At 39.3% G+C, this 13892-nt stretch carries 12 protein-coding genes; 6 read left to right on the top strand and 6 right to left on the bottom strand.

What is annotated here, in order from left to right; translation table 11 throughout:
• Nucleotides 1–9: 9 nt before the first annotated feature.
• The 4 genes from KTI78_RS13180 (at nucleotide 10) to KTI78_RS13165 (ending at nucleotide 5031) form a co-directional block, all read left to right on the top strand.
• Entirely contained in the window at nucleotides 10–1152 is a 1143-nt protein-coding gene (locus tag KTI78_RS13180; RefSeq protein WP_262446363.1) for a fatty acid desaturase family protein, read from the top strand.
• Between the two features lie 160 nt (nucleotides 1153–1312).
• Nucleotides 1313–2029: a ribonuclease PH gene (gene rph / locus KTI78_RS13175; protein WP_002120794.1), complete on the top strand. Its 717-nt coding sequence runs from the start codon at nucleotides 1313–1315 to the stop codon at nucleotides 2027–2029.
• 288 nt (nucleotides 2030–2317) lie between these two features.
• Nucleotides 2318–4486, top strand: coding sequence for a phosphocholine-specific phospholipase C (locus KTI78_RS13170; protein WP_262446352.1), 2169 nt, complete (start codon nucleotides 2318–2320; stop codon nucleotides 4484–4486).
• Between the two features lie 377 nt (nucleotides 4487–4863).
• Nucleotides 4864–5031 carry a hypothetical protein gene (locus KTI78_RS13165; RefSeq protein WP_016142587.1) on the top strand — a complete coding sequence of 56 codons (168 nt, stop codon included), beginning with the start codon at nucleotides 4864–4866 and terminating at the stop codon, nucleotides 5029–5031.
• On the opposite strand, the gene nadC is transcribed toward KTI78_RS13165, so the two are convergent.
• Complete coding sequence (gene nadC / locus KTI78_RS13160; protein WP_224993757.1) at nucleotides 5028–5873, bottom strand: carboxylating nicotinate-nucleotide diphosphorylase; 846 nt, start codon at nucleotides 5871–5873, stop codon at nucleotides 5028–5030. The two genes, KTI78_RS13165 and nadC, sit on opposite strands and share 4 nt — an antisense overlap.
• A gap of 171 nt (nucleotides 5874–6044) precedes the next feature.
• Here nadC and ampD point away from each other — a divergent pair, with 171 nt between their 5' ends.
• On the top strand, nucleotides 6045–6614 hold the full coding sequence (gene ampD, locus KTI78_RS13155) for a 1,6-anhydro-N-acetylmuramyl-L-alanine amidase AmpD (RefSeq protein WP_262446351.1): 570 nt from the start codon (nucleotides 6045–6047) through the stop codon (nucleotides 6612–6614).
• A gap of 72 nt (nucleotides 6615–6686) precedes the next feature.
• Nucleotides 6687–8237, top strand: a complete 1551-nt coding sequence (gene murJ / locus KTI78_RS13150) for a murein biosynthesis integral membrane protein MurJ (protein ID WP_224993754.1) — start codon at nucleotides 6687–6689, stop codon at nucleotides 8235–8237.
• Between the two features lie 48 nt (nucleotides 8238–8285).
• Here the strand turns inward: murJ and KTI78_RS13145 are convergent, their stop codons facing one another.
• The 5 genes from KTI78_RS13145 to KTI78_RS13125 form a co-directional block, all read right to left on the bottom strand.
• Nucleotides 8286–8981 (bottom strand): FKBP-type peptidyl-prolyl cis-trans isomerase, encoded by a 696-nt coding sequence (locus tag KTI78_RS13145; RefSeq protein ID WP_262446350.1) that lies wholly within the window; start codon nucleotides 8979–8981, stop codon nucleotides 8286–8288.
• 49 nt (nucleotides 8982–9030) lie between these two features.
• Complete coding sequence (locus tag KTI78_RS13140; protein ID WP_064785717.1) at nucleotides 9031–9756, bottom strand: FKBP-type peptidyl-prolyl cis-trans isomerase; 726 nt, start codon at nucleotides 9754–9756, stop codon at nucleotides 9031–9033.
• 191 nt (nucleotides 9757–9947) lie between these two features.
• Nucleotides 9948–12131, bottom strand: a complete 2184-nt coding sequence (locus tag KTI78_RS13135; RefSeq protein WP_262446349.1) for a polysaccharide biosynthesis tyrosine autokinase — start codon at nucleotides 12129–12131, stop codon at nucleotides 9948–9950.
• An 18-nt stretch (nucleotides 12132–12149) separates the two neighbouring features.
• On the bottom strand, nucleotides 12150–12578 hold the full coding sequence (locus KTI78_RS13130) for a low molecular weight protein-tyrosine-phosphatase (protein WP_239969405.1): 429 nt from the start codon (nucleotides 12576–12578) through the stop codon (nucleotides 12150–12152).
• A 4-nt stretch (nucleotides 12579–12582) separates the two neighbouring features.
• Nucleotides 12583–13683 carry a polysaccharide biosynthesis/export family protein gene (locus KTI78_RS13125; protein WP_262446348.1) on the bottom strand — a complete coding sequence of 367 codons (1101 nt, stop codon included), beginning with the start codon at nucleotides 13681–13683 and terminating at the stop codon, nucleotides 12583–12585.
• Nucleotides 13684–13892: the final 209 nt, after the last annotated feature.

Genomic DNA, 13892 nt, shown 5'->3' with positions numbered 1-13892 from the left:
CCTATGAATATGGCATTAGAATTTTCTACCATTTCTAAATCTGCTCATTTAACACCTGAACAGACTGAAGAGTTTGGTCGCCGTGTTGAGCAGATTCGTCAAGATGTTATGCAAGGTCTTGGTGAGCAAGATGCAAAATATATCTACAAAGTACGTAATTTTGTTCGCTACACCGAAATCGCCTCACGTGGCATGTTGATGTTTGGTGGTTGGATTCCGCCTGTTTGGCTACTAGGCACAGGCTTATTAGGTATTTCTAAAATTGTAGAAAACATGGAACTTGGTCATAACGTGATGCACGGTCAGTTTGATTGGTTAAATGAACCAAGTCTGAACGGTAATACTTACGATTGGGATACCATTGCATCGGGTGATGATTGGCGTGAAACACATAACTATGTGCACCACACTTATACCAATATTGTTGGTAAAGACCATGATGTTGGTTATGGTATTTTGCGAGTAAGTGATCAACAGAAGTGGGAACCTCGCCACCTGTTTAATATTCCACTTGGTTTACAGTTAATGTTTTTCTTTGAGTGGTATGTAGGCGTACAAAACTTACATCTTGAAGATGCATTAGTTTATAAAACCAAGAGCTGGAAACAGGTTTGGAAAGATTCATCTAAAGTACGTAAAAAAGCCACTCGTCAAGTTTTAAAAGACTATGTGTTTTTCCCTGTGATCTCTGGTCCTATGTTTTTACCGGTTTTTGCAGGAAATGTAGTTGCGAATATTATTCGTAACTTATGGTCATCTGCCGTGATTTTTAACGGCCACTTTACAGAAGATGCAGAAACGTTTGAGCCTGATAATACCGACACTGAAACCAAGGCAGAGTGGTATTTACGTCAAATTCGTGGTTCAAGTAATTTTAGTGGTACAGAATGGATGCACTTTATGAGTGGTAACTTAAGTCATCAAATTGAACACCATTTATTTCCAGATATGCCAGCTAATCGCTATAAAGAAGTAGCACCGAAAATTAAGGCACTTTGTGCAGAATATGGCATTAACTACAACGAAGCGAACTTTATGCGCCAGTTCTGGAGTGTATGGGTACGTTTGGCGAAATGTTCACTGCCAAACCATACCACTGGAAAAGTGATGCAGACATTGGAAAAGTTAAAAGCAAAATTCAAATTTGCGTAATCTAAGTTATTTCAAAATAGCTCCTTTTTAGGGGCTATTTTTATTTTTCAAGTCATGAAAATTGCAGACTTACATTTGAAAGTAGGGAATAAACTCAACCTGTCAAAATCCTTTGCTATACTATGCCCAAGTTTGTATTTAAGAGAAGTTAGGAAGGATTATGCGTATTGACCAACGTGCATTAGACCAATTACGTGAAGTGAAAATTACACGAAACTACACCCGTTATGCTGAAGGTTCTGTGCTGGTCGAATTTGGTCACACCAAAGTCCTTTGTACTGCAAGCATTGATAACTCAGTGCCACGCTTTTTAAAAGGCCAAGGTCAAGGCTGGGTAACGGCAGAATATGGCATGTTACCGCGCTCAACACATTCACGTTGTGATCGTGAAGCGGCTCGTGGTAAGCAAACTGGTCGTACTCAGGAAATCCAGCGCCTCATTGGTCGTAGCTTACGTGCTATGGTTGATTTGAAAAAGCTTGGTGAAAACACGATTACGATCGATTGCGATGTAATTCAGGCTGATGGTGGTACACGTACTGCTTCGATCACTGGTGCGGCTGTAGCATTAGTTGATGCAATGAATGTTTTGTTATCGCAAAAGAAAATTAAGCACGATCCGCTTAAAGGATTAGTTGCTGCAATTTCTGTAGGTATGTATCAAGACGAAGTACTGCTTGATCTTTGTTATGAAGAAGACTCGAACTGTCAAACTGACTTAAACGTAGTAATGACACAAGCTGGTGAGTTTATTGAAATTCAAGGTACAGCAGAAGACAAACCGTTTACTCGCGCACAAAGTAATGCCATGTTAGAAATGGCTGAAAAAGGAATTGCCGAGCTCATTAAAAAGCAACAAGAAGCTTTAGGCTGGTAATATTACGCTTTCTAAAAAACGCATCTTCGGATGCGTTTTTTTATGCCTTCATCAAATCGACATAAAAACATCACTTGCCTGTCACTTTTACGCTTTATTAGTAGTTCGCATTTAAAACGTTTGGAAAAACTAATGCGAAAACTTTCACTTTTATTAATTACATCTTTAGCACTCATGTTCAGTGCTTGTAATGATGATAACGACTCAGATAATTCATCGCCTACAACACCGCCGACTAGTAATTGCAAAATGCACTGTGCACCATAATAAGAACTTAGGATAGAACTAATGAATCGTCGCGAATTTCTTTTAAATTCTACAAAAACTATGTTTGGGACAGCTGCTTTAGCGAGTTTCCCGCTGAGTATTCAAAAAGCTTTAGCTATTGATGCCAAAGTTGAAAGTGGAACTATTCAAGATGTTAAACACATCGTGATTTTGACTCAGGAAAACCGTTCTTTCGATAACTATTTCGGAACATTAAAAGGTGTACGTGGTTTTGGTGACCGCTTTACTATTCCAATGACGGAAGGCCGAAAGGTTTGGGAACAATATGATACGAATAAAAAGAAAGTATTGCCTTACCATTTAGATAGCCGTTTAGGAAACGCACAACGCGTTTCAGGTACACCCCACTCATGGGCTGATGGCCAAGCAGCTTGGGACAATGGGCGAATGAGTGATTGGGTGGCATCTAAAAAACCACAATCGATGGGTTACTATAAAAAACAAGAAGTTGAATATCAGTTTGCCTTAGCCGATGCATTTACTATTTGTGATGCCTACCACTGCGCTATGCATGCGGGCACCAACCCAAATCGTAAGTTTATCTGGACGGGAACGAATGGTCCTACGGGCGCAGGTGTCGCCAGTGTGGTAAATGAATTTGATGGGATTGGACCATCAACTGAAGGTTATGAATGGACGACTTATCCTGAGCGCTTACAGCAGGCCGGCGTAACATGGAAAGTTTATCAAAACATGCCGGATAACTTTACCGATAACCCATTAGCTGGTTTCAAACAGTATCGCCGTGCAAATGAACAGTCAGGGCAACCAGTTAGCCATGATTCACTCATTTGCCCAGCGTATGATGAAAAGATCGATACGACTCAACCACTTTACAAAGGTATTGCCAATACCATGCCGGACGGTGGTTTTTTAGGAACTTTTAAAGCTGATATCGCACAAGGTAAATTACCGCAGGTGAGTTGGTTGGTTGCTCCAGCAACTTACAGTGAACATCCAGAGCCATCTAGTCCTGTACAGGGCGCTTGGTATATTCAGGAAGTATTAAATGCATTAACTGAAAACCCTGAGCTGTGGAGTCAAACCGTTTTATTGGTAAACTTCGATGAAAATGACGGTTTCTTTGACCATGTTCCTTCACCAAGTGCACCGTCTAAAGATGCAAATGGTGTTGTATATGGAAAAACGACTTTAAGTGATCAGCAAGTATCTTATGAATACTTTAACCATCCAGCAGTAGCGACTTCAGAATCTCAACCTAAGCCAGACGGTCGAGTGTATGGGCCGGGTGTACGTGTTCCAATGTATGTAATTTCACCGTGGAGCCGTGGTGGCTGGGTGAACTCACAGGTCTTCGACCACACTTCTATTTTACAATTCTTGGAAAAACGCTTTGGTGTGCAAGAGCCTAATATTAGTCCATACCGCCGTGCCGTATGTGGTGATTTAACAACAGCATTTAATTTTAAAACACCGAACCTTCTGCCTGTTGCTGAACTAGACGGGAAGAAAACTAAAGCCGAAGCTGATGCGATTCGTGTTGCTCAGGCTTTATTGCCACAAGTTCCTGTTCCAAGCCAGCAACAATTTCCGCAGCAGGAAATGGGGATTAGACCATCACGTGCTTTACCTTATATTTTGCATACCAGTGCCAAAGTCGATGCTACTCAAAAAACTGTAAAGCTGATGTTCTCAAACACGGGCAAACAAGCAGCCGTTTTTCATGTGTATAACCGATTAGATCTTACGGTAGCTCCTCGTCGTTATATGGTTGAGGCAGGTAAACAGCTTGATGATGTATGGAATGCTACAAATGGCCAGTACGATTTATGGGTACTTGGACCAAATGGCTTCCACCGTGCGTTTAAAGGTAATTTAAGTCAAGCCAACCAGACGCAAGCACTACCAGAAATTAGAGTATGTGTGGAAGAGTGTGATGCGAATTTGTATTTAAAAGTGCGTCATGATGGTAATAAGTCAGTCAAACTTAACGTCAAAGCAAATGCTTATCTTCCAAACAAGACATGGACTATAGAAACAAATCGTTCTGAAAAAGAACTGGTTTGGGATATGTCTGAATTTGGTGGCTGGTATGACTTTACTGTGACTTTATCTGATGATATGACGTTTAGTCGTCGTTTTGCAGGTCGTATAGAAACTCAAGAAGATTCAATTTCTGATCCATATATGGGTTATTTAGAGTCTTAAGTTATATAGCCTGAATTGGAATTGTTATTTAAAGTCGATTTAGATGACTTTGATAAAAAAGCACAGCCTCATATCACATGAAATTCAAATAGATGTTGTATAGGCTTCCTCACTTTTGAAAGGTCAAAAGTGACAAAAACCTCTGTTTCTCTGATGTTACTTCCATGTAACACAGAGAAACGGCGACATCCATGTCACCTGTCACGATAGTAAATAAAGGGAATAGGGTGTTTATATAAAATACTATGTGGGAAGATGCTGTCGTATAGATGAATAATAAAAATAAAGGCTTACCTTTTGTAACAGAATCTCCTAAGCGTGGTCATATTTATCTTTTATCTTGAAACCCTGATTTTTTAAAGTGATGGGGAAAATTTATGCTACAAGGTTTTATTGTATTATTAGCAGTAGTTACATTTGTTTTAATGGCTGCCGATCCACGTGATAGTGGGGCACAAGCGACTCAGTCAGCGTGGCAAAAAACACAAGCGGCAGACATGACCAAGTCGCAAAAAAATATGAATAACGATGTGGATTTTACTTAAGCATTAAAACGCATTGATAAATCAACAGCTCTAACGTCTTTAGTTAAGACACCCATAGAAATGTAATCAACACCAGTGGTAGCAACTTCGCGTAAGTTTTCAATAGTGATATTGCCCGAAGCTTCGAGTTTACAGCGACCTGCCACATGTTTTACAGCATCAATCATTTGCTGTTGACTGAAGTTATCGAGCATAACAATGTCTGCACCAGCTTCAAGCGCTTGATTTAGCTCATCCCAAGTTTCAACTTCGACTTCAACAGGTTTACCCGGTGCAATTTGGTGTGCTTTTGCAATCGCTTGGGCAATACCGCCCGCTGCCATAATATGGTTTTCTTTAATTAAGAACGCATCAAATAAACCAAGACGGTGATTTTGTCCGCCGCCGACAGCTACGGCATATTTTTGTGCAATACGTAAGCCCGGTAAGGTTTTACGTGTATCGAGAAGTTTTGTATTTAAGCCTTCAAGATGCTTAACGTATTCAGCAGTTTTTGTCGCAACAGCAGATAAAGTTTGAATAAAGTTTAAAGCAGGGCGCTCTACAGTAAGTAAACTACGTGCAGAACCTGCAAGTTTTAAAAACGCTTCGTTTGCCGCAACACGCTCACCTTCTTGTTTTAACCAAGTCACCTGAACAGTATTGTCATAAGCTGAGATGAGTGCATTTACCCAAGGTTGACCAGCTAAAACCATATCTTCACGGCTAATAATGGTTGCAGTGGCTTGCTCCTCTTCAGGTGTGAGCATAGCGGTAATATCGCCGTCCCCAATATCTTCTTGTAATGCTTGTTGAATATTGATTTGAATTGATTGTTCAAGCAAAGACTGAGGTATGCTCATACGGTTTCCATTTTGTCGATGACCCTAAAACTTGCGATATATTAGCACCGTCGACCTGAAAAATAAGCTGTTTTATGAGATTAATCGCGATAAACAATCGCATTTACTACTTTGAAAAGTAGATAACTGTTTTAAACTAAAACAATTGGCAAGCAATTTATTGGCATCTCAATGAAGCAAATCACACCGTATGAAGTTATAGATGGGCAATTAAAAGGGGCGAGACAAATCCCTTCTCCAAATTTTAACCAGCGTCCGACTGGTACCGAAATTCAAATGATTGTGGTTCATAATATTAGTTTGCCACCCTCTCAATTCGGAGGCGGATATATTGAGCAGTTTTTTCAAAATCAGCTAGATTGGTCAGCTCATCCTTATTTTCAGACCATTGAAGGCATGCAAGTTTCTACGCATCTGTTAATTTTACGAACAGGTGAAGTCCTACAGTTTGTTAATTTTAATGATCGGGCATGGCATGCCGGACGTTCGAGCTATTTATCCAAAATAGAATGCAATGATTATTCAATTGGGATAGAACTTGAGGGAAGTGATGACTTACCTTTTGAAGAAGTACAATATCAAGTATTAACAGATGTTGTTACCGCTATTCGCCAAGCTTATCCAGAAATTAAAAATCATATTGCAGGTCATTCAGATGTTGCCCCTGGCCGAAAAACCGATCCGGGCCCTCATTTTAAATGGCAGCACTTTAGACAATTACTGGCTCAGAAAAAAAATTGAGTTCATTCATCATTTCACAACGAAAAGATTTTTTAGTTTCATTACAATAGCGACTTTCGAATATAGCTGTAGGTGAGTGCGATGGCATTGTGGCGATCGACTTTTATTGTCAGTGCAATGACGATGTTGTCACGAGTGTTAGGGTTAGTACGTGACGTCGTATTGCTCAACGTGTTTGGTGCAGGTAAAGATTTTGATACTTTCGTCGTTGCTTTTCGTATTCCTAACTTCTTTCGACGGTTGTTTGCCGAAGGGGCTTTTTCGCAGGCATTTATTCCCGTATTAACTGAATATAAAACGGGTCGAGCACATGCTGAAGTACAGATTTTAATTAGTCGCGTATTTGGCTGTTTATTAACAGTCATGACCTTACTCACTTTTGTGGCTATGGTTTTAGCGCCTGCAATCATCTATATGTATGCACCGGGCTTCCACAGTGATCCAGAAAAGTTCGATTTAGCCGTCAGCATGTTCCGTTTGACCATCCCCTATTTAATGTTTATGTCGCTTACAGCTTTTGCCAGCAGCATCTTAAATAGTTATGGCTCGTTCGCTTCACCAGCTTTTTCACCTGTTTTACTCAATGTAGCAATGATTGCAGGGGCATGGTGGCTTACGCCGTATATGGCTGAGCCAATCAAAGCATTAGGCTGGTCAGTTGTTGTGGCCGGAGTGTTACAGTTAGCGATACAAATTCCCGAATTGTGGCGTAAAAATTTATTGATTCCACCTAAAGTTGATTTTAAACATGAGGGTGTGGAGCGTATTCTAAAACTCATGCTTCCAGCATTATTTGGTGTATCTGTGACTCAGATTAACTTACTGTTAAATACGATTTGGGCATCATTTATGCAAGATGGCTCGGTATCTTGGCTATATAGTGCAGAACGTATGACTGAGTTACCGTTAGGTTTAATCGGTGTCGCGATTGGTACAGTAATTTTACCTTCACTTTCTGCCCGTCATGCAGAGCAAGACCAAGCAAAGTTCCGCGGTATGATCGACTGGGCTGCAAAAGTCATTGTATTGGTAGGATTACCAGCAAGTATTGCTTTATTTATGCTTTCAACACCGATTATTCAAGCATTATTCCAGCGTGGCGAGTTTGATTTACGTGATACACAAATGACAGCTCTAGCATTGCAATGCATGAGCGCTGGTGTAATTTCTTTTATGCTTATTAAAGTATTTGCACCTGGTTTCTATGCACAGCAAGACACTAAAACACCAGTGCGCGTAGGTTTAATGTCTGTTGCTGCTAATGCAATTTTAAACGTTGTATTTATTGGGTTCTTTAAGCTTATTGATTGGCATGCAGAACATATGGCACTTGCACTAGCGTCTTCAGGTTCAGCTTTAGTGAATGCCGGTTTACTCTACTTCTATTTGCACAAGCGTAATATTTTCCGATTTGGTTCACATTGGAAAAAACTAGTGCTTCAATATGGTTTAGCAAACCTTGCAATGATTGCAGCGCTTTGGTTCGGATTAAATTGGTATAACGGCGAGCTTTCACAGTGGCTTCGTGTTGCCGAAGTCGTAGGGCTATGCGTAGTTGGAATCATTGCCTACCTGATCGGTTTGATCCTTACAGGTTTTCGACCAAGAGATTTAAAACATTAAAATAAAAAAAGCGATCAATTTAGATCGCTTTTTTTATATCTGATACATTTATTTTGGTAAAACTTGTAGCAATTCAATATCGAAAATTAAAGTGCTATTCGGACCAATCGTGTCACCTGCACCGACTTCACCGTAAGCGAGATTTGCAGGGATAAAGAAACGAGTTTTACCACCTTCTTTCATGGTTTGTAGACCTTCAGTCCAGCCTGCAATCACTTGGCTAAGCTGAAATTCAACTGGATGATTACGTGCGATTGAGCTGTCAAATACAGTTCCGTCGAGTAAACGGCCTTCATAATTCACTTTCACACGTGATGCAGCTTTCGGTTTTTTACCTGTCCCTTCTTTCAATACTTGGTATTGAAGACCTGACTTAGTGGTAATTACACCTGATTTTTTTGCATTATCTGCAAGAAATGCAGTGCCAGCCTGAGCGTTTTGTTGACCTTGTTTTTGAAATTCGACTAGCTGTTTAGCTTCTAATGTTTTTTTATAATCATTAATTGCTTTCGCCATTTCTTCATCGGTTAAGCGAGCTGTTTTATTCTGAGCACCTTCTTGTAAGCCTTGGTAAAAAGTATCAAGATTTAAATCTGTTAATGCTTCAGTATTATTACGACCCATTAAATAGCCATAACTATAGCTAAATTGTTCTTTTGCTGGGCTTTTATTTGTGATAGGTGTAGCAGCAAAAACAGATAAACTCATTGTTGATGTTGCAATAATTAAACCAATTTTTTTCATGCTGTTTTCCAAAAAAAAGGAGAGTACTGTTTTACTCTCCTGAATGTTTTTATTTCACTGAAATGAGTTCTACATCAAAAATCAGCGTACTGTTTGCTGGAATACCAGGAAGTTCCTGAGGGCCATAAGCAAGATTTGATGGGATAAAGAACGTTGCTTTACCACCTTCTTTCATCAGTTGAAGTCCTTCAGTCCAGCCCGGAATAACTTGATTGAGTGGGAACTCAACTGGTTCACCGCGCTTATAAGAACTATCGAAAACCTGTCCATTAATTAAACGGCCTTCGTAATGTACTTTCACCATAGATTGCGCAGTTGGTTGTTTACCTGTGCCTTCTTTAGTGATGATATATTGCAAGCCAGAAGCTGTAGTTTTTACACCAGCTTTAGTTTTATTTTCTGCAAGGAATTGAACGTCTGCAGATTCAGACGCTGCTCCAGCAGCTTGCTCTGGTTTATCTTGTTGTTGCATTTTTTGCTGCAACTCTTTTTCATAAGCAGTAACAGCAGCTTTTAACTCTTCTTGAGTATAAGCACTTGGTTGCTTATTACGAGCATCATGAATCCCTTTCACAAATGATTTTGTGTCTAGCTCAGGTGGAGTTTGCTGAGCAACTTCATACCCAAGAACATAACTAATTTTTTCAATTGGAGAGGCATTTTTATTTGCCTTGCTTCCGACTTCTGTGGTCGGATGTTGGCTTGCATAATATACTGGTACAAGTGCAGCACCGCCTAAAACTACAGCGACAGCAATGGGTAAGGCTTTACTCATAAAAGGTTCCAAAAATAATCATTTGAGTCTAAAAAGGCTGCTTTTGATCTTAGCATGCTTAAGCATAGAATGTTTAAGAAAAAAAACGAGTGGTTTTTTATATATTTTAGTTAGTTTTAGTAGGGATAGACTTAAAAAAATCTTAAATAAAAAACCGGATCATTTGATCCGGTTCTCTTATTACTTTTCGGTTAATCTTCTTTTTGCGCTTTATATGCGTAAGCATAGTTATAGCCATAACCATAACCCGCACTCGCACGTTGAATGTCGTTAAGAATAAAGCCGTTGACTTTAACACCTGCTTGTTCAAAGCGATTAAGCGTTAATTCAAGCTCTTTCATTTGCGATTTAGCATAACGCGCAACAATTAAGTTCACACCTGTATATTGCGAAATGATAATACCATCGGTTACTGCAAGGACAGGTGGAGTATCAATAATGATGTGGTCATATTCACTTTGAACTTTTTCTAGCAAATCTTTAAACTGACTAGAGCTTAAGATTTCCGAAGGGTTCGTTGGGCTCTTACCACGAGTAATCACGTCTAAGTTAGCAACTTGAGTTTTGTGGAGAACCTGTTGAAAGTCTGCCTGTCCACTTAGTAGTTCAGAAAGACCAGGTTTTACATCTACATCGAAGTACTTATGCATATAACCGCGGCGCATGTCAGCATCAATGAGCAAAACGCGTTTATTACCTTGCGCAAAAATCGTTGCAAGATTCGTCGAAATAAATGATTTGCCTACTTCAGGAGAAGGGCCAGCAATCATGATGATATTATTCTTAGCATTTGTTAAAGCAAAATGAATGGCTGTACGAATGCTACGTAAGCTTTCGATAGCAATATCATCACTGTTTTTAACAGCAAGAATAGGAATACTCTTCTTCTTCTTTAAAATTTTAATACGACTTTCTTGAATTGGAGAGCGTGGAACTGTTGCATAAACTGGTAGATCTAGTTCATTTTCAATTTGACCAGAGTCTTTAATACCTGTGCGTAACATCTTACGTAATAAGGCAACAAGAGTTCCAACAAAACCACCAGCAAAAATAGCTAAAATTAAAACAATTAGTTTTCTTGGTTTAATTGGCTCGACAGGTTCAATTGCAGTATCAACAATACGGACATTACCAATTTCGCCAGCTTTGGCAATGCGAAGTTGTTGATAAGAGTTGAGAAGTGCTGTGTAGAGCTGAGTTTTGACTTCTACTTCACGATAAAGCTGTAAATATTGACGTTGAACATCCGGCAATTGTTTTAATGTGCTATTTAACTCACCAATTTGTTTATTAATGGCTGCGAGCTGTCCATTAATTTCACGCATTGCAGGGTGTTCGGCAGTATACTTTGCGACCATTTCAGCTTGCTTTTGTTCAAGCTCAGCTTTTTTAGTTTCTAAAGTGATACTTTGAGTTAAATATAGCTCGGACTCTTTAGTCACATCAACTGTATTGTATTGTTGACGGAATTTATTAAATTGACGTTCTGCATCGTCCAGTTGTTTTTTAAGGTCAGGAAGCTGTTCATCCAAAAACTTTAAGGTTTGGGCAGATTCAGCTGAGCGGCGTTCAATATTTTGTGCGCTATAAGTTGCTAAAATCGCGTTTAAAACTTTAGTGATATGTTCTTTGTCTTGTCCCTGATAATTTAAGCCTAAAACACCAGTCAGCTTACCGCGTTCTGCAACTGAATAATTTAAGCTAAGTGCATTTACAGCGGCAGGTATAGATGAATTTTTAATATTATAAGTGGCATCAAATTGATCTTTCGTAAAGATAGCAATTTTCCAAAGCCCATGGGGACCCGCAACATGGTTAGCTTGATTCAGAGGAATAGTTAATAGTACTTCTTCTGTGTCTGGGTCGGTTAAACGTACCGATTGTTTATCAAAATTAAGCAGTAAATTTTTATCCAGATAAAAAGCTGGAACTTCAAACTCACGAATTTCAAAACTTTTTGAGTCGTCTTTAAATAAAACTGAATTTTTATTGTATTCAGTTTTATAGTCAGTATCGCTTAATAAGCGATGAGTAAGCGTATTTTCAGTACTGGAAACTTGTATATTCAGATGTAAGTCTTTAATGACTGAACCCAAGACCAGACGAGACTTTAAAATTTCAATTTCAGCTTGAGCAGGCGATTTTTGCTCAATCATTTGCGACAAATCGCCTAAAAGTGCGGCAGAAGCCCCTTTACTGTCTTCAACTTGAACCAAAGCATCAACCGAATAGGTGTCTGGTGTTACACGTAAATAGAGCAGTGCACATACAAGGCTCAAAATAATGCAGAGTGCGATTAGCTTCCACTGAGCAATCAGTGAAAAAAACAATTCTTTTAAATCAATTGTATCTTCGGTGTTTGTATTTTGGTTCATAAGTTTAAAATCTTGGCGTTAAATATAAGGTTTCCAATCAGCAATGCACTGTTGAATAAGTTGGCAGGTTTCATCAAAAACAGCTTGATCGTGCTGATACGGATCTGGCACGTTTCTGTTCTGCCAATGCCCTAAGCGGTAGATTTTACCTTTTGCAAAGGGCCAAGTTTGTTCAATATGCTTTTGCTGGTTGTGACTCATGACCAAAATAAGGTCAGCTTTTCTAATATGTTCAGCACTAAGCTTACGTGCTACATGCGGTTGCATGTCAATCCCTAAGCGCTGCATACAAAGTTGTGCTTTATTGTCTGCCTGATGTCCCACAAGCCCTGAAATCCCAGCAGACTCAATATTTAACTGAGGATATTGCTGTTTCAAGAAGTATTCAGCCATAGGGCTACGGCAAATATTTCCAATGCAAACAACCAGAATGTTCTTAATTTGCATAATATTATTGTCCCAAACGGTCTATGTTATATAACGCATTTGAGAATGGAATAATTTGGTTAATAACACGTTGCCAACGGGTTAAGCCAGTCGCATCAACATAGACAATATCATTACTACGTAGTCTAAACTGATTGGCTAAACCAAAGTCACCAATACTCATTAGGTTTAAATGATATATCTCAGTAGTACGATCATTCGGATTTGTACGTACTACATAAATCTTACTTGCACTGGCAGAAGCTGGGTTAATACCTAAACTCTCGCCTAAGGCATCACTTAATGTCATCCCCTGATCACGCATTGGTAAGGCTTGGCTTTTCCCAGCTTCCCCCATGACATAAATTTTCTGGTTTTCGCGTGTACTGACATAAATTGTGTCATTGGGTTGAACCAATAGTTTATGTAGTGAATACCCAGCTTTTTCTAAATCAATCGTATTTAAATTATAAGTTTGACCATTTCGTATTAGTTGAATATAAGTGTTATCACCTCTATCAGTTACCCCACCTGCCATGCCAAGAGCTGAATAGATACTTACTGGTTGATCACTTAGATAAAACTGACCACCCTTAGTGACACTCCCTTGCACAGAGAAGCGTTGACCTTCATAAGACAGTACGCGGACAACTACATCAGGGTTCTTCAAAAAACGAGCAAGTTGACTACGAAGTTCACGGTTGACTTGAGCGAGTGATTTACCAGCGGCTTTGTAACGGCCGACTAGGGGGAATTGAATATATCCGCTTTGATCAATAGGGTAACCATTCGCCTGAATAGATTGTTCGCTACTAATACCATTCACAGGAGGGGTAATTTCAGGGTATGCCCAAAGTTGAATAGAGAGAATATCTCCTGAACTTAGACGGTAAATAGATTGCTGGTTTTTAAATAAGCTTGCATAGTCGCGTTGGTAGTCAATTTGAGCAGGTTGAATTGCTGGTATTGTTTCTTGAGAGATTTTTACGACATTCACAGTAGTTCCGAGGTCAGTTTTATAAACTCCCTCACTTGGAATGTCATATGTTTGTAAGCCGGAAGTAACCGCACAGCTGGCAGCACTTAAACTTAAGGTAAGAACAGAGAAAAACTGGCAATACTTCACACGCGACCCTTTGTGTATTTATCTTTAATTGATATTGTCCACTGCATAGTAACAAGTGTCTATTTAAACTAAACGCAGGATGGACAGATTCTAGCTGAAAAGAAATGAAAAAACACCGTAAAATCGTAGTGCTTTGTATGTTTAGTTTATCTACACAGGCTAGGTTGGTTATAGGAAATTAATAGAAATGTTAAAAGTTATTATTTTAA

Source organism: Acinetobacter sp. WU_MDCI_Abxe161 (assembly GCF_025514355.1).
GTDB classification, from domain to species: Bacteria; Pseudomonadota; Gammaproteobacteria; order Pseudomonadales; family Moraxellaceae; genus Acinetobacter; species Acinetobacter pittii_E.
Note: the sequence above shows the minus strand (reverse complement) of the source record. Positions and strands in the feature narration are given on the sequence as shown.

Excerpts from the sequence above, each read along its gene's own strand:
- KTI78_RS13180 (WP_262446363.1), top strand. The coding sequence starts at position 10 with ATGGCATTAGAATTTTCTACCATTTCTAAATCTGCTCATTTAACACCT.
- nadC (WP_224993757.1), bottom strand. The coding sequence starts at position 5,873 with ATGAGCATACCTCAGTCTTTGCTTGAACAATCAATTCAAATCAATATT.
- KTI78_RS13140 (WP_064785717.1), bottom strand. The coding sequence starts at position 9,756 with ATGAGTAAAGCCTTACCCATTGCTGTCGCTGTAGTTTTAGGCGGTGCT.
- KTI78_RS13145 (WP_262446350.1), bottom strand. The coding sequence starts at position 8,981 with ATGAAAAAAATTGGTTTAATTATTGCAACATCAACAATGAGTTTATCT.
- KTI78_RS13130 (WP_239969405.1), bottom strand. The coding sequence starts at position 12,578 with ATGCAAATTAAGAACATTCTGGTTGTTTGCATTGGAAATATTTGCCGT.
- KTI78_RS13170 (WP_262446352.1), top strand. The coding sequence starts at position 2,318 with ATGAATCGTCGCGAATTTCTTTTAAATTCTACAAAAACTATGTTTGGG.
- ampD (WP_262446351.1), top strand. The coding sequence starts at position 6,045 with ATGAAGCAAATCACACCGTATGAAGTTATAGATGGGCAATTAAAAGGG.
- rph (WP_002120794.1), top strand. The coding sequence starts at position 1,313 with ATGCGTATTGACCAACGTGCATTAGACCAATTACGTGAAGTGAAAATT.
- KTI78_RS13135 (WP_262446349.1), bottom strand. The coding sequence starts at position 12,131 with ATGAACCAAAATACAAACACCGAAGATACAATTGATTTAAAAGAATTG.
- KTI78_RS13165 (WP_016142587.1), top strand. The coding sequence starts at position 4,864 with ATGCTACAAGGTTTTATTGTATTATTAGCAGTAGTTACATTTGTTTTA.